Source organism: Aeromonas sp. S5(2024), from assembly GCF_041403025.1.
Taxonomy (GTDB): Bacteria; Pseudomonadota; Gammaproteobacteria; order Enterobacterales; family Aeromonadaceae; genus Aeromonas; species Aeromonas hydrophila.
Window position 1 is genome coordinate 228381 of the sequence record NZ_JBGLRI010000006.1, and the last position, 20211, is coordinate 248591.

Sequence of the window (20211 nt, forward strand, 5' to 3'; positions counted from 1 at the left end):
CGAATGTGGCAGGCCGCAGTCGCATTATTTGCGACCTGCCATTGCGGAGTACTTCCGGTTATTTTTGCGATTAAGAAAGACGGGTTATCAACGCATCGATCAGAACTTCTCAATCACGGTGCGGCTGATGATCTCGTCCTGCACCTCTTTGCACAGCTCGACGAAATAGGCGCTGTAGCCGGCGACGCGCACGATGAGGTCGCGGTACTTCTCCGGCTCCTGCTGCGCCTTTTTCAGCACTTCGTTGTCGACATAGCTGAACTGCATCTGGCCATTGCCGAGGATGGAAGCGGTGCGCAGCAAGGTGATGAGGCCATGGCGTCCCTCCTGGGTATCCAGCAGCCCCTTGAGGAACTTGAAGTTATGCACCATGCCGATGTTCATGGTCTCCACGTTAATCTTGCTGACGGACTTGATGATGGCCGTCGGCCCCTGCTTGTCCGCCCCCTGGGTCGGGCTGATGCCGTCGGAGAGCGGCATCCAGGCCAGGCGCCCGTTCGGCGTGGCGTTGGTCAGCTCGCCGATGGGGGTGTTGTTGGAGATGGAGAGGGTGCCGTGGCTCAGGGTGGAGTAGAGCATCTTGTACTTGCGGCACTCTCGCTCGGTCCACTCGGTGATATCCAGCGCGTACTGGTCGACGTAGTTGTCGTCGTTGCCGTACTTGGGCGCATTGAGGCAGTCGCGGCGCAGCGCTTCGAACCCTTCGAAGTTGGCCAGCAGCGCATCGCGAATTTGTTCGAGTGTGTATCTCTGCTCCTCGAACACCAGCTTGCGGATTGCCGCCATGGAGTCGACATAGGTCGCCAGCCCCGAGAAGATGAGGCCCGGCCCGTGGTTGACCACGGCGCCACCGGCGGCGACGTCCTTGCCCTTCTCCATGCAGCCTTCCACCAGCAGTGACATCAGCGGTTTCGGCGCCACGTCGCGGTGCACGCGCTGGCTGATCACGGTGCCGATGGCCGACAGGCGAACGATATGGGCAATCTGCTGTTTGACCGCCGCATCGAACTGCTCGAAGGTGCGCAGCTCGCGCAGCTCGCCGGTATCCAGCCCCTGATGGCTGTCGAACAGCACCATGCGACCACGGTTGAGCACGAACTCGATGGCGATGGGCCACTGGGTGTAACCGGTGGAGGTCCACTGATAGATGCGCCCCGACTTTTGCGGCTCGACGCAGCCCATCAGGCAGTAGTCGCGGGCGTCTTCAAAGTCGAAGCCCTTGCGCAGCATCATCTTGATGTGGGAGTCGTCGAAGTGGCAAGCCGGGAAACCCATCCCCGCCTTCACGACGTCGACGATCTTCTCCATGTATTTCTGCGGTGACTGGTTGTGAATGCGGCAGGCCAGTGACGGCTGGTAGACCTTCACGAACCGCACGGCATCCATGATGAGGTAGGTCAGATCGTTGCAGGCATCGCCGCCGCTGCGCTTCTGGCCGCCCACGGTCAGGTTGATGAAGGGCTGGTAGCCGGCGAAGTATTTCGCCCCCAGCTCGCTCGACATCCACATCAGCTCGGCACACTTGATGATGAAGGCCTGCATCAGCTCGAGCGCGCTTTCGTGGGTCAGGCGGCCCTCGCGGATATCCGCTTCGAACATGGGGTAGCAGTACTGGTCGACCCGACCGAGTGACAGACCGGTCTGGTTCTCCTCGATCTCGAACAGCGACTCCACCGTCCAGATGCTCTGCAGCGCTTCTTGCAGGGTCTTGGGCGGGTTGGCCGGCACGTTCTCGTTCACCTCGGCGATGGTCAGCAGCTCGGCGCGGCGCTGGGCATCCTGCTCTTTGGCCGCCAGTTCACGGGCATGGGCCGCGATGCGGCGGGCGTAGTTGACCACCCCTTCACAGGTTTCTATCGCTGCCTTGTAGTAGTAGATGCGATCGATGTCGTCCGGGTTCTCCATGCTCAGCTGGTCGAGATGGGCCTGGGCGTCGGCCTTGATGCCGTTCATCCCCTTGGTGAACAGCAGCACGTCGTAGCCCGGGCAGGTGTCGCCGCCCCCGTTGATCTGGTGGTAGGAGAGGTCGCTGACGAAGGTCTCGCCGCTGAAGGCCCAGACGCCGGCTTCCCGGTACTGCGCTTCGCAAATCTCGTCCAGCGAGCGACCTTCCCAGAACGGCACTATCTCTTCGCGGATGGTTTTCTTGTCCGCTTCACTGATTTCAAAGGGATCTTGCGGACGGGTGCTCATGGTATCGAGCTCGTCGCGTACCCAGCGCCAGGCAATGTCCGGCGAGAAGGCACCGGCGCGCGGCTTGCCGCACGGGTGGCCGACGATCAGCTCGTCGTTCTGGATAAGGATGGGGGCGGTTTCACAGGCGTGACGGAATGCTTTGGCCCGCAGCAAGATGGTCGGCATGCCAGGGTTGGCCTTGACGGCCTCGGTAAAGGCCAGCGCCCGGTAGATGGAGACGCTGGGGCGCACGGTCAGATAGTGGTTGCGCAGGCGCTGCAGGCGCGGTGTCAGCCCCTCCATCACCGGCGTATCGGCACAGGCGGCGAACGGGGCGGCAGAGACGTGCTGCACTGTGCGAAAGAGGCGAACCGGCAGCTTGAGGGCGCTCAGGTTTTGCTGGGCGCAGAGGAACATCTCGGAGAGCGGGTTGATGCTCGCCTGCTCCAGGCTGGCGCCGTGCAGCAGGGCATCAAACATGGGGTAGCCGTCGATGGCGCAGGTGGCGCGCACTTCGCTCAGCTCTGCCAGCTTGAACCACAGGCACTCGACGATTTCATACGCCTGTTGCTCGGTCAGCGCGCCGTTGGCGATGTCGCGCTGGAAGTAGGGCAGCAGCGCCTTGTCGGCCCCCTCCGGGTTGACCGCATAGCTGCCGTTGTCGAGTTGAAGCGCCAGCTGGAACAGGTAGAACGACTGGCAGGCCTCTTTGAAGTTGCGTGCCGGGTGGGCCGGTACGTGGTGCAAAATGGCGGCGCTGTCGCGCAGCTCGGCCTGGCGGAACGGGTTGGTTTCGGCGGCGGCCAGGGTTTCGGCGCTGTTGGCCAGGTTCTGTGCCAGTGCCATCAGGGCATCGCAGGCGTGGATGGCGGCGCGGCAGCCGTTGACCTCGTCCATGCCACTGCGGCTGACGGCGCTGCCCAGTGCGCGGGTTTTCTCTTCCAGCTGCTGCTTGATGGCCAGCACGCCCTTCTCCACCACCAGCTTGTAGTCGGGGGAGTCGATGGCGCTGTTCAGATTCAGGAACTGGAAGGTAGACGGGCGCTGCCCGGCACTTTCGTCGTGGAAAATGGCGCCGTGCGGGGTGCGGGTCTGGTTGCCGACAATCAGCTCGTCGGCACTGATGGTCAGCGGCAGCTGGCGCATCAGCTCGTAAAAGCGGCGTGCCGGTTTGACGGCGGCAGGAATGCCCGCGATGTCGCCATCCAGCCCGCTCAAAATCGTGGCGTGTTCAGTGCACAGGGTGCTGGTGTGCGCCAGTAAACGTTCAGCCAGCACGTTGACGCGCGGCGTTAAGCTGTAGTGTGCCATGAGGTAGGTTCTCCAGTTCTTGTTCTTAGTGGCCGGCGGCGAGAGTGCCGCACCATGCCTTGCGATAGAGTTCGGTCAATGCCCGGACATCCGGCGCGCGCGGGTTGGTCGGGGTGCAGTTGTCGCGCAGCGCCTGGCTGACCATCTCCGCCAGCCGCTGGTCAAAATCGGCAGCGAGGAGGCCGGTATCGCCAATGCCGGCGGGCATCTTCATCTCGTCTTTGAGTGCCTGGATGGCCACCAGCAGGCTGTTGACTCCCTCGCGCGGCGTCTGGGCGGGCAGGTTCAGCAGGTGGGCCAGACGGGCATACTTGTGGGCGGCCTGGGTATCGCACTGCCCGTCGTGGTCGGCGTTCCATGCCACGACCTGCGCCATCAGGAGCGCGTTGGCACGCCCGTGCGGGACGCGGAATACGCCGCCGAGGGCATGGGCCAGGCTGTGGGTGATGCCGAGCGAGGCGTTGGTGAAGGCCATGCCCGCCATGCAGGAGGCGTTGTGCATCTTCTCCCGCGCCAGCAGATCGTGGCCGTCGCGCCAGCAGGCGGGCAGGTAGCGAAAGACCTGCTGCACCACCTTCTCCGCCAATGCGTCGGAAAAGTCGCTGGCCGCCCGGGAGACATAGGCCTCCAGCGCGTGGCATAGCACGTCCATCCCGGTGTCGGCGGTGATGGCAGGCGGTACCGATGCCACCAGCGACGGATCGAGAATGGCGATATCCGGCAGCAATGACGGGTCGACCAGCACCAGCTTCTCGCTGCTGGCCTTGACCACCGAGAAGCTGGTCACTTCCGAACCGGTGCCGCTGGTGGTCGGGATGGCCACGAAGCAGGGGCGCTTGCGCCCCAGGTTCGGGCGGGTTTGCGCCAGGGCGAACATGACCGCTTTGGCTGCATCAATCACCGAGCCGCCGCCGAGCGCTATCACCAGATCCGGATAGCAGCTGTCCATGAGCTTCATGCCGCGCACGACCGTGGTGATGTCCGGATCGGCCACTACATCGTCCCAGCACTGGAACGGGATGCCGCGCTGGCGCAGGATCTGCGTCACCCGGTCGGCCAGGCCAACTTTCACCATCATCTGATCGGTGACCAGCAGCGCCTGGCGGGCGGGCACTTCGGCCAGGGCGGACAGGGCGTCCTGACCGAAGCGGATCCGGGGTTTCAGCAAAAATTCACTCATTGGGTCATTCACTCCTCAAGCGTCCCGAAACACCTTCTCGACAATGGCGACCACCGACATGGCCTTGTAGCGGTCTCTGTTGAGCGCGAGGTACTCCTCGGCCAGTACGACGTCGTGCATGCCTGCGCCGACACTGTCGACGGCGACCCAGGAGCGGTCCTTCATCGGTTGCTGCTGATCGTCCAGCTGGGTGATGAGCAGCAGGTTGCTGCCACGCAGCTCATCGCACTTCTGGGTGGCGACCACATGTCCGGTTACCTTTGCGAGAATCATGGTTCTTATCGCCTTATCTCAATGGGTTACTTGCCAAGGCGCTCAAGCACCTGACGGATGACCCGCTCCACGTTCTGCTCGCTGATCTCGCCGCCGACCTCGGTGCTGGCGCCGGCAAAGCGGTCGTCGGCGCTGTGGCAGGCCGGCGCCGGGGCACTGAAGCGGGCATCGTCGAGGATGCTGCAGGGCTGGGGCGTGGCCGGAGCGGCGCTGGCGGGCTGCACTGCAACCGGCTGGATGGGGGCGCGCAGCTCTTCGATGGTGCGCACGCCATAACCCACCTTGCGGATATTGAGCAGGTTCATGGGGCCGACGTTGTCGGAGCTGGAACCGCCGCCGACGGCGCCGCAGCCGAGGGTGAGTGCCGGCGTGAGGTTGGTGGTGGCACCGATGCCGCCGAGGGCGGCCGGGGTGTTGATCAGGATCCGGTTGACCGGTTTTTCCAGGCTGAACTGGCGGATCACGTCCTGATTGCGGGTATGGATCACCAGGGTGTGGCCCAGCCCTTCGTTGGTCAGCAGCTCGACCACCCGATGACAGGCGGCGCGCCACTCCTCTTCCACGTAGAGGCCGAGCACCGGGCAGAGCTTTTCACGGGAGTAAGGATTGCTGTGGGAGACGGTGGTCTGCTCGGCCACCAGCACGCGGGTGCTGGGGGGGACGCTGAAACCGGCCAGCTGGCTGAGATGGAGCGCCGTCTTGCCCACCACTTTCGGGTTGATGGTGCCGTTCGGGCGCAGCAGCAGGGCGGCCATCTTGGCGGCTTCGTCCTCGTTCATGAAGTAGGCGCCCTGGGCAGCCAGCTCGCGATGAACCTCGTCGTAGATGCAGCGTTCGACGATGATCGACTGTTCGGAGGCGCAGATCACGCCGTTGTCGAAGGTCTTGCTGGTGATGATGTCCTTCACCGCCTGATGAATGTCGGCGCTGCGCTCGATAAAGGCCGGGCCGTTGCCCGGGCCGCCGCTGATGGTCGGGGTGCCGGAGGCATAGGCCGCGCGCACCATGCCTTCGCCACCGGTTGCCAGGATCAGCGACACGTCCTTGCTGTGCATCAGTTCGGAGGTGGCCTCCAGGGTCAGCTGGGTGACGCCGTCCACGATGCCCGCCGGGGCACCGGCGGCTTCGGCGGCGCGCTTGACGATTTCGATGGCTTTCCAGCTGCACTGGCGTGCGCCCGGGTGCGGCGAGAAGATGATGGCATTGCCCGCCTTGAGGGCGATCAGGGTTTTGTAGAAGATGGTGGAGGTCGGGTTGGTGGAGGGTACCAGCGCGCAGATCACGCCCAGCGGCACGCCCACGTCCATCACTTTTTTCGCCTGATCGTCATGAATGATCCCGACGGTCTTCATCTCTTTGATGGCATCGTAAACGTGCAGCGAAGCGAACCGGTTTTTCAGCACCTTGTCTTGCCAGTTGCCAAAACCGGTCTCTTCTGCGGCCATTTTCGCCAGCGTTTCGGCATGGCGCGCGGCTTCTTCGGCCACGTTCTTCACGATGGCGTCGATTTTCTGCTGCGAAAAGGTGGCCATAATCACCTGCGCCTGTTTGGCGTTGCGCACCAGTTCTCTCGCGTTCTGGCGGGAGAGCAAATCGGTATCGAGTTCAATCATGAATCTATCCTTCATCAGACTAAAAAAGTGCGGGCGGGGCGTGCCCTCTCAGGTCATGCCTTGTGCTGCGCCGCGATTTTTTCGATGTCGTTGTGCGGGCGTGCGATGACGCGAGAGGTGACCACTTCGCCAATACGTTTCGCCGCTTCCACACCGGAATCCACTGCCGCATTGACCGCGCCGACGTCGCCTTTCACCATGGCGGTGACCAGGCCAGAGCCGACGTTCTCATAGCCGATCAGCTCGACGTTGGCGGCCTTGCACATGGCATCCGCCGCTTCGATGCAGGCCACCAGGCCTTTGGTCTCAATCAGACCAAGCGCTTCTTTCATCATGTTCTCTCCCGTTATTCGGCAATTTTGTAGTGGGCGACAATCTTGCTGATGTCGTTGTGCGGACGGGCGATGACCAGCGAGGTCACCACTTCACCGATGCGCTGTGCGGATTCCACGCCGGAGTCCACCGCGGCTTTCACGGCTCCCACGTCGCCTTTCACCATGGCGGTGACCAGGCCAGAGCCGACGTTCTCATAGCCGATCAGCTCGACGTTGGCGGCTTTGCACATGGCATCCGCCGCTTCAATGCAGGCCACCAGGCCCTTGGTTTCAATCAAACCCAATGCATCACCCATTTGCGATCTCCCGGCCTCAAGCCTTGTGTTTAATGACGATTTTGTTGATGTCGTTGTGCGGACGGGCGATGACCAGCGAGGTCACCACTTCACCGATGCGCTGTGCCGACTCCACGCCGGAATCCACCGCCGCTTTCACCGCGCCGACATCCCCCTTCACCATGACGGTGACCAGGCCGGAGCCGATGTTTTCATAGCTGATCAGCTCCACGTTGGCGGATTTGCACATGGCATCCGCGGCTTCAATGCAGGCCACCAGACCTTTGGTTTCGATAAGCCCCAATGCGTCACCCATGGTGATCTCCTCAGAACAGATTGTGTGGTGTGGTTAAGGAACTCCGTCCGTGTCACGGCGTTGAGCCACGGTTGCGGCGTTCAATCGCCACTATAGGTACTGACGGCATTTGTGGAATTTGAATCTGTAAAATTGAGATATTTAGTTTGTTGTTCTGTATTTATGATTTTTATAAGCCGTATTTATCTATTTATGCTGCGACCACGAGGCTGTTTTCACCTTGCATAAGGCCGAATTCAGGCCCGGGAAAAGATCGTTGGTCGATGTTAATGAGTTGTTGGGTAATGGGGGCCGAGAGGTAATTTGGCCGGCTGCTAACTGTGGCGGAGCTCATATTTTGCCGGCGATGCTAAATGTAAAAACCGAGCGGTGTGTGACGGGAAGGCGAGATAAGGGCGGTGACGGCGGGTCAGACGGGGGGGGTTGCATTGAGAGCGGGGCGCGAGTCATGTGGATGCCGGCGCGAGAGTGAATGGGGCGGGCTGGAAAAGTAGCGGGAAGCGGTCCTGCCTGGTGATGCGCAAGGGGCTTTTTGTCGGCACGGCTGTGCAGTCGGGGGAAGGGGGGCAGGCAGTCACCACGGCATTGCCTTCAGGGCAAACAGGCGGACAGGCCGCATCAGGGCTGAGTCATCAGGGGCTTGCGCGGGTCAGGTTGCGGGGGCCGGGCGATATGTGTGCGTCATCGACGCTTGGGTCGGGCATCTGCCGTATTGCCGGGACTAGTTCAGTTCGCTGCCGGATTTGAGGGTGCAGATCCAGAGCGGCGAGTTGATGGAGCTCAGCAGTATGGCCTGCTGATTGAGCCGCTGGGCACTCAGAAACAGCCCATCGTGACTGTCGGACATCTCGCGCATGAAGTAGTCGAAGATGACGTCCGGCGATTGATCGATGGAGGAGGCGCTCGCTTCCCATTTGTTGATGCGGTACTGACGCTCGGTGGCGGAGACCCGGTTGCTGCTGTAGGTAAACGTGACGTAGCGCTGGAGGTAGAGCCAGCCCGCGGCCGAATCGGTATAGCCTTCAACCACCATGGAGCCTTTCCCCTGGCGGCCGAAATTGAAGTGGATGTTGCCGTTGACGTTCTCTTTGTTCATGTCCTCAAAGCGCATGATGCCTTTGGTGGCGCAGCTCATGACGCCATCATTTTCGCTGGGTAGCTGGTAGCAGGCATAGAGTGCCGCGGCGAGGAACAGGGTGCAGGAGAAGAGAAAGAAGGGACGCGGCGCAAGTCTCATCACGGCTTCCAGGAGTAGTAGAAATAGTTGTCGCAATAGCTGAACGGGTTGTCTTCGTGCATGGCGCAGTGGGCCAGAAATACCCGGCCCAGGCCGTTGGTTTCCAGTCTGTCCCCGTAGAAAAACAGAAAACGCTCGCCGGGTTTGCAGCTGATGTTCAAACGCTGGCGCACCTGCTCGAAATGCTCACCGTAGGTCGTGGCGCTGACCGAGCGCAGCATCTCGTCGCTGGCCAGCAATTCGCACTGGCTGTTGGGGATCCCGGTCAGGGTGACGGGGCGCGGCTCACGGCCATTCAAGAGACCAAATGCCAGCAGCATGAGGGCAAACGCGAGCATGCAGCCCCCCGCGATGTACCAGCAGATGCCGCGTGAACGGGGGGTGAGGGGAAGTGGCCATTCGGCAGGGTCGAATGCCGGCTCGGCTGCGGCCACCGTGGAGGGCGAAGGCACTATTTCAATGGACGGTGCGGGCACATGCTCAATAGGCTCGATAATGACCTCGGGATTGAGCTGCAAATAACCGCGCGACACCGTGATGATGATATTGTCGATATCGTAGTGACGAAAAGCCTTGCGCAATATGCTCAGGTATTGGTTGAGGTTGCTGTTCGATGAGGTTAATCCGTTATCGTCCCAGACTTTTTTAAGCACTTCCTCCCGGCTGACTATCCCGGTATTTCGCAAGAAAAAATAAAACAGCGCATTGGCGGTGATGGATAATTGGCTGTCCGGCTCAACGCTTTCCCGCTGAGTCAGGGAACCATCGGTCGCGTCATAAATGAAGCGGGCATTGATGTGGTAGCGCATCTCGGCCTCAATCCATCCGCTTCACGTGGGGAGTGTCATATTATGCAGGGTCTTGACCAGCGCCTGACGGTGCTCGGTGCTCATGGTGCGCCCTTCGGTCAATTCCGATAGCCAGATGCCGTCTGCGGCATAACGTACCAGGGTGCCGATATGGCCATTATCCAGCTCATCCCCTTGCGCCAGATGCGCCAGCATCCAGTCACGCCAGCATTGTCGCAGCACCGGTTCATCCGGCATGGCCAGCGAGAGCACCATCAGCTGGCGGCTCTCCTGAGTGTCCGTCAATTCAGGAGCAGAAAGATAGTGCAGGTAAGCACGGGTAAAGCGACCGTAGGCAGTCTTGTCTGCCGCCATCAGTGCTGAGATGGCCTCTTCCATGATGGCCAGCAGACGCGCAAACAGGGCAAAGATCAGCGCCTGCTTGTTGGGGAAGTGGTGCAGCAAGCCCCCCTTGCTCACCCCGGCCTCATAGGCAACGGCGTTCAACGACAGGGCGGCGATACCGTCCCGGCCGGCGATGGTGGCGGCCGACTCCAGCAGTTGTCGATAAAGACGTACAGGGTCTTTTTTTCTATGTTGGATTTCTATGTTCATGGCCCAATCATACCGACCAGACGGTATGTTCATTCTTGATCGCCATCAATATGAGGAAATGGGGGACGGGAGGAAAAGTCGTTATTGTGTGGTGCTTCACAAATAACCTTTAAATAAAGGTGAAAGAGTCGCTTTGAATATTTTTCCTGGATTTGTTTGAGAACTTAATTTGTCAGTGAATCACTACATTTCTATCTCCTGGTTAAAGTCATTTTCAATGAGGAATAACTATTTCAAGGAGTCTGGATAGGGATTAAGTTGTCATTTATTTACCTCGTTGCAGCAATCATTTTTCTGAGTGTTTATCTCTTGTTGTTAACCACGTTGCGGTTGTTTTTTAGTGGGAAGGTATATATTTCTGCCACCTTTGGTCATGGCAGAAATATAAAAAAGTGTGCCTGTTGGCGTCACCTTATTTTTCAAGGGGGGCGTCTGCCTCTTGCACCAGCTCGAGGAAGGCGCGCATGGCGGGGGTGATGCTGTGCTGGCGGGTGATGAAGGCGGTGTGGCCGATGTCGCGTTGCGGCGCCAGCGGCAGGCAGACCAGATCCGAGAGCTTGCTGGCGGATCGGGCGAGGCCGGCACTGACGATGGCCCAACCCAGCCGGTGGCGCACGGCACTCACCAGGTGAAACAGGGAGTCGGTCTCCAGCACCACGTCAAGCCGGATGCCGGCCCGCTCGGCGGCGCGGTCCAGATACTTGCGAAACTGCATGGTGCGGCTGGGCAGTACCAGCGGCCGCTGCTGCAGTGCCGTCAGGGTCAGCTCATCGCCGGGGAGGCGCTGATCCGCCTCGTCGCGGTTCATCAGCACCGCCATCTGGTTGTGCCCCTGGGGGTAGAGGTGGAAGGTCTGTCTGGCGGCGCCGGTGAGCGGCTCGTCAAACCCCAGCCCGATATCGCACTGGTGCAGCTCCAGCTGTGACAGCAGGGCTTCGTTGCTGAGCACCGAGAGACGGATGACGATGTCGGGGTAGCGCTGCTTGCAGCGGGCGATGAGCGGCATGATGTCGACATTGGACTGGGGCACTATGCCGATGCGCAGGGTGCCGGAGAGTTCGCCATGAAACAGCGCCAGCTCCTGCTTGAGCGCTTCCTGCTCCAGCAGCATCCGCTCGGCATACTGGCGCACCAGCTCACCCGCTTCGGTGAGGGCGACGAACTGGCTGGTACGCACCACCAGATCGGTGCCGAGGTTCTTCTCCAGCGCCGTGATGCTGGCTGAGAGGGTCGGCTGGGTGATGTGGCAGGCCTTGGCCGCCCTGGCAAAATGCTGGTGTTTGGCCAGTTCGTGGAAATAGTGCAGCTGCTTGATGTTCATGATCATTCGGGAGGCGGGGATGAATCTAAAAATTAATCAATTGAAAAAACGCCGTCAATAGAACAATTCTATTGCCATATAGATTTATTTCATTGGTTTTGCGTCTGCCGCCTCTCTAAACTTGAATGCAGTTTGCATTTTTAGGCCAACCTGCATGCCTGCCTACACGCCCGTCGACATCCCCGTCAATTTGCCTGCCTCGCCTTCACTGGATCATCTGGTGGAGGAAGTAGCCGTCGCCATCAACATCAATGGCATCAACCATGCGGTGATGATGGCGACCCCGGACGATCTCGATGACTTTGCCGTCGGCTTTCTGTTTGGGGAGGGGATCATCCGGTACAACCACGAGGTCCACGACATCCAGATTGCGCCAGCCGAGCAGGGGGTTGTGCTCGACATCACCATTGCCAACCGTTCCCTGGCTGCTCTGGCCCGGCACAAACGCCGGCTGACCGGGGCGACCGGTTGCGGCATCTGCGGCGTGGCGGCGGTGGAGCAGGCGCTGCCCGCACTGCCGGTGTTGCCGCTGACGCCGCCGCTGGATGGGGCCTTGCTGGCGGGGCTGCGTGCGCAGATCGCCCAGTGGCAGCTCAAGGGGCAGCAGCATGGCGCCCTGCATGCGGCGCTGGCGCTGGATGCCGAGGGCCGGATCCTGTACTGCCGGGAAGATATCGGGCGCCACAATGCCCTCGACAAGCTGATCGGCCTGCTGCTGCGTCAGCAAAGTGCGTGCGACACCCTGGTGGTGACCAGCCGCTGTGGCAGCGAGCTGGTGCAAAAAGCCGCCCGCTTCGGCGCCCGTCATCTTATCTGTCTGGCATCGCCCAGCCAGCTGGCGGTCAGGCTGGCCCTCAAATACAACCTCAACGTCGTTCATATTCCCAAGTTTGATGCCCCGGTCAGCTATTCGAGCTATCGCCCGGCGGATCCCATCGGAGAGTGCCATGAGTCATATTGAAAAGCCCGCCAAAGCCGGCGGTTTTTCGTCCCTGCAATCCACCATGAAACAGGTGCTGCGCAGCCAGAAGACCCGTCAGAACATCAAGAACCTGTTGCGGGTCAACCAGACCGACGGCTTCGACTGCCCGGGCTGTGCCTGGGGTGACAACGACCACGGTACCTTCCAGTTTTGTGAAAACGGCGCCAAGGCGGTGGCCTGGGAATCCACCGGCAAGACGGTGGGGGCCGAGTTCTTCGCCGCCCACTCGGTGCGCCAGCTGGCTACCCAGAGCGACTACTGGCTCGAGTATCAGGGGCGGCTGACCGAGCCGATGCGCTACAACCCGGCGACCGACCACTACGAGCCGGTAAGCTGGGACGACGCCTTCGCCCTGATCGCCGACACCCTCAAGGGGCTGAATAGCCCGGACGAGGTGGAGTTCTACACCTCGGGGCGTGCCAGCAACGAGGCTTCTTATCTTTATCAGCTGTTTGGCCGCCTGTTTGGCACCAACAACTTCCCCGACTGCTCCAACATGTGCCATGAGGCGAGCGGGGTAGCGCTGAGCCAGTCGGTCGGCATCGGCAAGGGGACTGTGGTGCTGGATGACTTCGACCAGGCCGATGCGGTGTTCGTCTATGGCCAGAATCCGGGTACCAACCACCCGCGCATGATGAATGCCTTGCGCCAGGCGGCGCGCGGCGGCTGCAAGATCGTCAGCTTCAACAACTTGAAAGAGGTGGCGCTGGAGCGCTTCGCCAGCCCGCAGAGCCCGCTCGAGCTGCTGACTCCGGCGGCCACCACCATCAGCCACCAGTACCTGACGCCGAAACTGGGGGGCGACATGGCCGCCATCCGTGGCATGGCCAAGTACATCCTGGAAGAGGCGCCAGAGGCGGTGGATCGCGACTTTATCGCCCGCCACACCCGCCATTTTGCCGAGTACGAGGCGCAGGTGCGTGCCACCGACTGGGCGGCGATCGAGCAGCAGTCCGGCCTGACTCGCGCCGACATCGTGCAGGCTGCTCGAGTATTTGCCGCCAGCCAGCGCATCATCAGCTGCTGGGCCATGGGGGTGACCCAGCATTTGCACTCGGTCGATACTATCCGCGAAATCGTCAACCTGCACCTGATGCGCGGCCAGATTGGCCAGCCGGGGGCGGGGCTCTGTCCGGTGCGGGGCCACAGCAACGTGCAGGGCAACCGCACCATGGGGATCAACGAAAAGCCGACCGCCGCCTTTATCGACCGGCTCGAGCGTCACCTGCAGGTAAGCCTGCCACGGGCCCGCGGTCACAATGTTTACGAAGCGCTCAAGGCGCTGGACGAGGGCAAGAGCAAGGTGCTCATCTGTTTGGGCGGTAACCTGGCGGCAGCGGCGCCCGATACCGACTTCACCTACGGGGCGATGAAAAAAGCCGAGCTCAATGTGCAGATCAGCACCAAGCTCAATCGCAGCCATCTGCAGGTGGGCAAGGCGGCGCTGATCCTGCCCTGTCTCGGCCGTACCGAGCTCGATATCCAGCGCAGCGGCAACCAGAAGATCACGGTGGAGGACACCTTCAGCATGGTGCACGCCTCGACCGGTGCAGCCGAGCCGGTGTCGCCGCTCTGCTTGTCAGAGACCGACATAGTGGCGCGGATGGCTCACGCTACCGTGGGTTGCGAGCGGGTCGACTGGCTCGCCCTGCGCGATGACTATGGGCGCATTCGTGATCTCATCGAACAGACCATCGCCGGTTTCACCGATTTCAATGCGCGCATCCAGCAGCCGTGCGGCTTTCATCTGGACAACTCCGCGGCGCAACTGACCTGGAATACCGCCAGCGGCAGTGCCGAGTTTCGTGCCAGCACCCTGCCGCAATCGGTGTTGCCGGAGTGTACCCGCCATGCCGAGCAGATGGTGGATCAGCCGGTGTTGCTGCTGCAGAGCCTGCGTTCTCACGATCAGTACAACACCACCATCTACGGCATGGATGACCGCTATCGTGGCATCAAGGGCCAGCGCAACGTGGTGTTCATGAACGAGGCGGATGCTCGCCAGCTTGGCTTTGCCGAAGGGGATCGGGTCGACATGGCGGCCATCTGCAACGATGGGCGCGAGCGCTGCGTGACGGGGTTTGTGGTGGTGATCTACGAGATCCCGCGTGGCAACATCGCGGCCTACTATCCGGAAACCAACCCGCTGGTGCCCATCGACAGCATAGGGGCGGGCTCGTTTACCCCCACCTCAAAGTCCATCCCGGTGCTGGTGACCGCCTCCACTCGGCAGGACAATCTGTTGCTGCTATGAGCTGAGAGGTTTGCAGGCTTGAGCCGGTTCAAGCCTGCCAGCCCAATGCAGCAGAGCCCGCACATCCTATAAACAACAACGCCGCATAAGATATGCGGCGTTGTTGTTTGCGTGATTGGTGCCGGTAAGAGGAGTCGAACCCCCGACCTTCGCATTACGAAGTCAATAAACTCACGTTCAATCCTGTCTTAATAACTCTCTCTCAAAAAACATTTCATTTATATTCAATGTGTTATTTGTTTTCATTGTTCACTCTTGTCCAACAGCATGCACCCTATACGATGCCAAATGTGGTACCCCAATACGAGGTTTTAGGATGATTTCTCAAGATCGACAAGTCGCGGCAGCAGAACTTAAAGAAGGGGCGACCGCAACCCGATTTGCTATCAGCTCTAAACATGGTAACGGGTTATCACTCGAAGTTAGGGCCGGTAAGCAAAAGCGCTTCGTGTATAGATTTAGGCTATTGGGCAAGCAGCAAACCATGGTCCTTGGGCTATACCCTGCGATGGGGCTTGCTCAGGCTCGTGAGAGACATTGTATTGCGGTGGGGCAAGTAAAACAGGGCATCGATCCTCGTCAGGTTGTTGTAGAGGCTAAACAAAAGAACGAACAGATGCTCGTGCTTGATGAACTGTTTGAGCAATGGCTTAGCCACAAAGCCAGCGTAAAACGCCGTGATGGGATTCGATCTGAAATTAGCCTTCGGACAGTCACTGACTATCGTCGAATTTATCAAACACACTTGCAAAAGGCCCTTGGTAAATATCGCATTTGCGATATCACCATGGCTGTCCTCCACCATCACTATCAGAAGCTACAGAAGGTCTCTCTGGAAGGACTTCGCAAAGCAATGGGCATAATGAACCAGGTGATGGAAGAGGCTATGCGACGGCAGCTTATCGAGATGAGCCCCACGTTGGCGCTTAAACCCAAAGTTTACAATGCGACCCCCAATCCACCTCGAGAGCGATGGCTACCAATCTCTGAATTACGAGCCTTGTGGCATGCATTGGGGGAGGGGGTTGGAGGTGGTGGAGCTTTAGCTGCTGGTGGCCGTGGCATTGCTGCAACTTCTGTTCTTTCTGGAAGTGTCGCCAATGCAATTAAAATCGTCATATTAAGCGCGGTTCGTCGAGGTGAAGTCATATCGATGCAGTGGGCACACTTGGATGGTGATCGCTGGACGATTCCGGAAACCAAAAATGGGCGTCCGCACGTGGTGACCTTGTCGCCTTTGGCTCAGGAAATCATTGCGGAACAACGAATGATCACCTCTTCTAACTGCCCGTATGTGTTCGAATCGACGACAAAACTAGGTCATGCCATCACAGGTGACGCACTTATGCGTGCCCTTGACCGGCTACAGAAGCGTAAGCTGGCTGAACTTGAGCCTTTCAGCGTACACGACCTGCGGCGCAGTGTTGCAAATTGCTGTGGTATTGAACTTGGTGCAGGACCTCTAGAGATAGAGCATATGCTGAACCACCAGATCAGTGACAAACTCCTGCGGACTTATCAGGCGGGCGCTTTACGTAACCCTGAAAAACTGAGGAGTTTATTTCTTCGGTGGGGGGATATTGTGAAACATCAAATAGCCAAACATGAAGTAGAAAAATCACCTGATGTTATGGGGAACGTAATCCAAGGGACATTCGGTAAACGATGAGTTTTCAGCTCGATCAGACCTAAGAAGGAAGCGGCCATCGGCCGCTTCCTTCTATGAGCCCGTTTAGCCCGATACGCTACGCAGCCACCTGATAGGCACAAAGCTGATGCGGCGCCTTCCCTGGCCATTAGCCTTGCCTGTCAGGTGGCTTGCTGTAAGTGATCTTATGCCACTAGGAATACTCAACCTTATCGCCTCTGGTGTGCCAGAAAGCACAGATGCTCTGTGCCAATTCTGCGGCCATAGCATGGTCGTTATCACGACGAAAAATCAGGTACTGGGCCAACCAGTTTTGGTACTGCTTCACGCTGCTGCTTCCTCATTAGCTTCCACCGTCTCAATGCCACGGGGAACGAAGAAGTTGTTGCTGCTGAGCATGGTGTTGGCCTGAGCGTCGAGCGTGGCGTGCTTGAGCTCCTTCGAGCTGAAGTCATGCATGAAGTAGTTGAAGAACGCGTCAACCGCTGGCGGAACTCGCATTGACTCATTGAAGAATTTCACTCGCTTGGCCGCTTGTACGGTCTTGCTGTTGTAACGCTGCCACACCACGATGTCATCGGCATCCTTTCCTACTTGCTCAAGCCAACCCCAACGCTCCTTGAGTTCATCGCGATCACGACCTCTGGCCACTTTCAGGCGAGCCCGGTAGTCATGCAGCTTCTCTCCGAGCCAGATACAGTAACCGGTCATGTGCATCTCAAACCCAGCTGGAGTGGGGTCGCTCCTTCCGACCCACTTCTGATAATAGTTGCAGAAATCCTGCACTGATTGTCCCGCCAAGTTGTCTAGCATAACGAAGTAGCTCGCCACTTTGCGGGATGTTTTTTCCAAAGTACGAAAGTTGGGGAAAGGCACCTGAGCCCGACGAGCGGTATCAAACATCTTTCTAAGTGGCACTCGGCAAAGCTCGGCACTGGGCCGCTGTTCGTTGGGCAGTAAGCCCCCAGTAACATCTTCGCTGATGCCTGGGCTGAGCTCCTCCCGCCAACCTGGCTTGAGCGGCCCAAGGGGGAGCAGTGGGCGATAGTCACGACGTTCATGGGCTGCCACCAGATGCAGAGCTCGCTTGACGGCTGGGTGAAGGGGCTTGTTATAGTCGATCACCTTGGCACCCGCTACCACGCCTAACGGCACGCCAGCCGGATTTTTGGTCAACAGACCGGCCCAGTCAGACACCTCAGCAACTGTATCTCCCATATCGAGCAGGCTACGCCGTGAGCTGTCGAAGAGGCCAGCGAAGATCACCTCGACCTTGCTCTCCTCGTAGCGGTACTCGTTGCCCACCTTGGTACAGACTGACTCCAGCAGCTCCTCGATAAAGCGGCGAGCCAGCGCTGCCCCCAGATCGGCCCCGAAGACCGATACCTGGATCAACTTGATGGGAAGCTGGTTCAGTTCTTTGGAAGCAGACACGTTCTTTTTGAAGCGGTTCTTGGCAAAGTCGACCCTGGCGTCCACTCCGGTCATCAGCAGGTCAGCGACCAACGGGTTATCCCGGATGGGAGCTACCGCTTCGACCAGTGCTCGTTTGGCCGCATTTTTGGCCGCTGAGACTGATGCCTCGAAACCGCTCTTCAGGGTCAGCATGTCGCCGAGCTTATTGGTCAGAACCTTGCTCCAATCCCCCTTGACGGCCTCGACCACAGTTTCTTTAGCCTGACCTTTCAAATCGTCAAGGTAATCGCCAGCCAACGCCTTCTGCCTTGCATCCAGAATGCTGTCCAGTTGCTCAGAGGTCGTATCGTTGAGCTCTGTGCCCAAGCCTGGAATGTAAACCTTGGCGTATGAATAGGACGAGGTGAGTGGAGCCTTGATTTCATCCGGATGGGCTCGAAACAGACGTCCCACATTGGTCAGCCGCTGGCTCTCTTCATCTGTGTAGATATTCCGCTTGGTGCCATCGAAGAAGAAAGCTATTTGCAACGCCAGCGAGCAGGTGCCGATCCCCGCCTGATGAAGGCTCTCTTCTCGATCAATACGGCACTTCTGGTCATCCCTATCCACCATCACTATTTCCTCGTCCGATAGGTATCAACAATACTATCCAGCTCAACAGGGCAGCTATGGGCCCAACGAATCATCGGGGTATTGTCAGGCAGCATCAATACACAGAAATCATCCTGCCCCTTTTCCCGTTTGGGCATGGGCAAAGTGACCGAGTGTTTTTCAAATTGGTAGCCTGCTTTTTCTTGCTCTTCGGTCATATCGAGTTCCCAGTCGATCTTCACCGTATCGCCGTCGATCCGATAGGGGCCAGCACTACCGCCCCCGCCCGCACCGAATCCATCAAACGCAAATGTGTTGCTGCCCATTTTGCCATTGACATAGACGTAACTGATGGGGCGATCCATCACCGACATGACCACGATAGCGGCTCCGCCATGTCGCTCCTGCAACAGAAACGTCCATCCCAGCCAAAGCAGCAGCACAATGGCACTCAGCCAGCGTCCCCAGCGGGGCATCAAGTCCCACGCAGCCGTGGCCATCGTGGAAATAAATCGTGTCAGGCTTCTTTCTACTGTCATGCTTGTCTCTTTTGTTCTTCCAGGGCAGAACGCCCACCTTCCAGATAGGCCAATCCCCAGAGCATTAACTGAGCGTCGGTTGCCCCTGCCTGCTTGGCCTTGTCGAGTGCCTTACGCGCCATGGCCATCCGCTCACAAGGCGGAAACTGAGCGATGTTCTCCCCAGACTGCCAGAGAGCCAGCAGGCGATGGGCTTGCGGTGAGCCCTCCAGCGCCTGATAGAGTACCGGGGTCAGCTGTACCAGCTCTGGTTCTGTCGGGGGGATAGACAAGACGAGTTCACGCCAGTTGCCATCGCACTCCCGCAGCCACCAACGATTGATGCCACCAAAAAGACCACCAAGCCAGGGGGTACCCTGCTGGTCAAGCAGCAACGGCAAGGCATCAGGGGTATAGAACCGCAGCAGCATACTGTACTTGCCACCCGGCTCTATCACTCTTGCTCCCAGAGCCAACTGCTCTTGCAGTGCCTCTACAGGTCGCTCGCTGTCAATCAGCCCAACAACATGCCCTTGCTCGGCGAGTTCGGCAAGCAAGCCTTCATCTTGTTGTGAGCACTGCCAGAGCCAAGGGCCAAGATTGACCAGATCAAACAAGTCGTCGTGCAGATAGAGTGGCAAAAAACGCCCCTCACTCAGCCTCTCTCGTTGCTCGGCATTGAGATGGGCCGCTTCGAGAAGTGCTACCGTCTTTCCTCCACGCCAGATTGATTCAGGTAGCATCTTACTCTCCCTTCACCACAGCATCGCCCTGAGCCATGGCTCTCAGCATGCAAGGAATACAGACCGGCTTTTCAAGGGGTGGCATAGCCTTAAACAGCGGTGGCTTGGGTGAGGCTACGACCTCTACCGCACCGGGCAGACTCGGCACTTTTCCAGCCCAGCCAGAGCCAGAACCCGGACTACCGCCAGAGTTCATCTTGATACTGGGACCAACCAGCGTCACCCCACTGGGGTCAACCTTCACAAAGCTGCTGCCGACCTTGAGAGTCAGCTCTGCACCGGCCTCCAGCACAATCTTGTTACCGGATTTCAGGTGCACCTCTTGCCCGGCTTCAACCAGCAGTGACTGGGCCAGCTTCTGGTGCAGGGAAGCATCGACTGTGAGGGAGTAGTCCGCCTTGATGTGGTCGCGCTTCTCGCCCTCCACCGTCAGGTGGTCGTTGGCCTTGATGCGGGTCACCCGCTCGTTGTCGATATTGCGGTGCTCGTCGTGCTTGATATGCCACGCCGCATCATTCTCGATAAGCACGTTCAGGTCTTTCTGACCGTGGATATAAATCTCTTCCTGTGCCGCCTGGTCTTCGAAGCGCAGCTCGTTGAAACCCTCGCCTTGGTGGGAC

General features: G+C 59.1%; 17 protein-coding genes and 1 pseudogene. 3 read left to right on the forward strand and 15 right to left on the reverse strand.

The annotated features are described in order from the left end of the window. Positions 1–99: 99 nt before the first annotated feature. From cutC to ACB032_RS14240, 11 genes are all read right to left on the reverse strand, one after another. Entirely contained in the window at positions 100–3486 is a 3387-nt protein-coding gene (cutC, locus tag ACB032_RS14190) for a choline trimethylamine-lyase (protein WP_371138150.1), read from the reverse strand. A 25-nt stretch (positions 3487–3511) separates the two neighbouring features. Then, complete coding sequence (locus tag ACB032_RS14195) at positions 3512–4666, reverse strand: 1-propanol dehydrogenase PduQ (RefSeq protein WP_371138151.1); 1155 nt, start codon at positions 4664–4666, stop codon at positions 3512–3514. A 15-nt stretch (positions 4667–4681) separates the two neighbouring features. Then, entirely contained in the window at positions 4682–4939 is a 258-nt protein-coding gene (locus ACB032_RS14200; protein WP_010634663.1) for a EutN/CcmL family microcompartment protein, read from the reverse strand. A gap of 26 nt (positions 4940–4965) precedes the next feature. Next, complete coding sequence (locus ACB032_RS14205) at positions 4966–6552, reverse strand: acetaldehyde dehydrogenase (acetylating) (protein WP_371138152.1); 1587 nt, start codon at positions 6550–6552, stop codon at positions 4966–4968. A gap of 53 nt (positions 6553–6605) precedes the next feature. After that, positions 6606–6884 (reverse strand): BMC domain-containing protein, encoded by a 279-nt coding sequence (locus tag ACB032_RS14210; protein WP_002442217.1) that lies wholly within the window; start codon positions 6882–6884, stop codon positions 6606–6608. Between the two features lie 14 nt (positions 6885–6898). Beyond that, positions 6899–7183 (reverse strand): BMC domain-containing protein, encoded by a 285-nt coding sequence (locus ACB032_RS14215; RefSeq protein ID WP_011705244.1) that lies wholly within the window; start codon positions 7181–7183, stop codon positions 6899–6901. Positions 7184–7199: 16 nt separating this feature from the next. Further along, positions 7200–7478: a BMC domain-containing protein gene (locus tag ACB032_RS14220; RefSeq protein WP_010634659.1), complete on the reverse strand. Its 279-nt coding sequence runs from the start codon at positions 7476–7478 to the stop codon at positions 7200–7202. 721 nt (positions 7479–8199) lie between these two features. Continuing rightward, on the reverse strand, positions 8200–8715 hold the full coding sequence (locus ACB032_RS14225; RefSeq protein WP_017408465.1) for a FidL-like protein: 516 nt from the start codon (positions 8713–8715) through the stop codon (positions 8200–8202). Continuing rightward, entirely contained in the window at positions 8715–9524 is an 810-nt protein-coding gene (locus ACB032_RS14230) for a winged helix-turn-helix domain-containing protein (protein ID WP_011705246.1), read from the reverse strand. The genes ACB032_RS14225 and ACB032_RS14230 overlap by 1 nt, the downstream gene beginning before the upstream one ends. A 21-nt stretch (positions 9525–9545) precedes the next feature. Further along, positions 9546–10118: a TetR/AcrR family transcriptional regulator gene (locus tag ACB032_RS14235; protein ID WP_324002836.1), complete on the reverse strand. Its 573-nt coding sequence runs from the start codon at positions 10116–10118 to the stop codon at positions 9546–9548. Positions 10119–10530: 412 nt separating this feature from the next. Continuing rightward, entirely contained in the window at positions 10531–11445 is a 915-nt protein-coding gene (locus tag ACB032_RS14240) for a LysR family transcriptional regulator (RefSeq protein ID WP_124250946.1), read from the reverse strand. Positions 11446–11593: 148 nt separating this feature from the next. On the opposite strand from ACB032_RS14240, the gene fdhD reads away from it, so the two are divergent. From fdhD to ACB032_RS14255, 3 genes are all read left to right on the forward strand, one after another. After that, positions 11594–12400 (forward strand): formate dehydrogenase accessory sulfurtransferase FdhD, encoded by an 807-nt coding sequence (gene fdhD, locus ACB032_RS14245; RefSeq protein ID WP_371138153.1) that lies wholly within the window; start codon positions 11594–11596, stop codon positions 12398–12400. After that, the gene (locus ACB032_RS14250; RefSeq protein WP_371138154.1) at positions 12387–14675 is read left to right on the forward strand and encodes an FdhF/YdeP family oxidoreductase; all 2289 of its coding nucleotides are present in this window, start codon (positions 12387–12389) and stop codon (positions 14673–14675) included. The genes fdhD and ACB032_RS14250 overlap by 14 nt, the downstream gene beginning before the upstream one ends. A gap of 316 nt (positions 14676–14991) precedes the next feature. Further along, entirely contained in the window at positions 14992–16344 is a 1353-nt protein-coding gene (locus ACB032_RS14255) for a tyrosine-type recombinase/integrase (RefSeq protein WP_371138155.1), read from the forward strand. Between the two features lie 303 nt (positions 16345–16647). Here ACB032_RS14255 and ACB032_RS14260 read toward each other — a convergent pair whose 3' ends face one another. The 4 genes and pseudogenes from ACB032_RS14260 to ACB032_RS14275 form a co-directional block, all read right to left on the reverse strand. Continuing rightward, a complete protein-coding gene (locus ACB032_RS14260; RefSeq protein WP_371138156.1) occupies positions 16648–18351 on the reverse strand; it encodes a hypothetical protein in 1704 nt (567 codons plus the stop codon). Positions 18352–18353: 2 nt separating this feature from the next. Beyond that, a complete protein-coding gene (locus tag ACB032_RS14265; RefSeq protein ID WP_236360838.1) occupies positions 18354–18869 on the reverse strand; it encodes a hypothetical protein in 516 nt (171 codons plus the stop codon). Further along, entirely contained in the window at positions 18866–19591 is a 726-nt protein-coding gene (locus tag ACB032_RS14270; RefSeq protein ID WP_236360837.1) for a DUF4123 domain-containing protein, read from the reverse strand. The genes ACB032_RS14265 and ACB032_RS14270 overlap by 4 nt, the downstream gene beginning before the upstream one ends. 1 nt (position 19592) lies before the next feature. After that, positions 19593–20211, reverse strand: a pseudogene (locus tag ACB032_RS14275) (type VI secretion system tip protein VgrG); the annotation flags it as partial.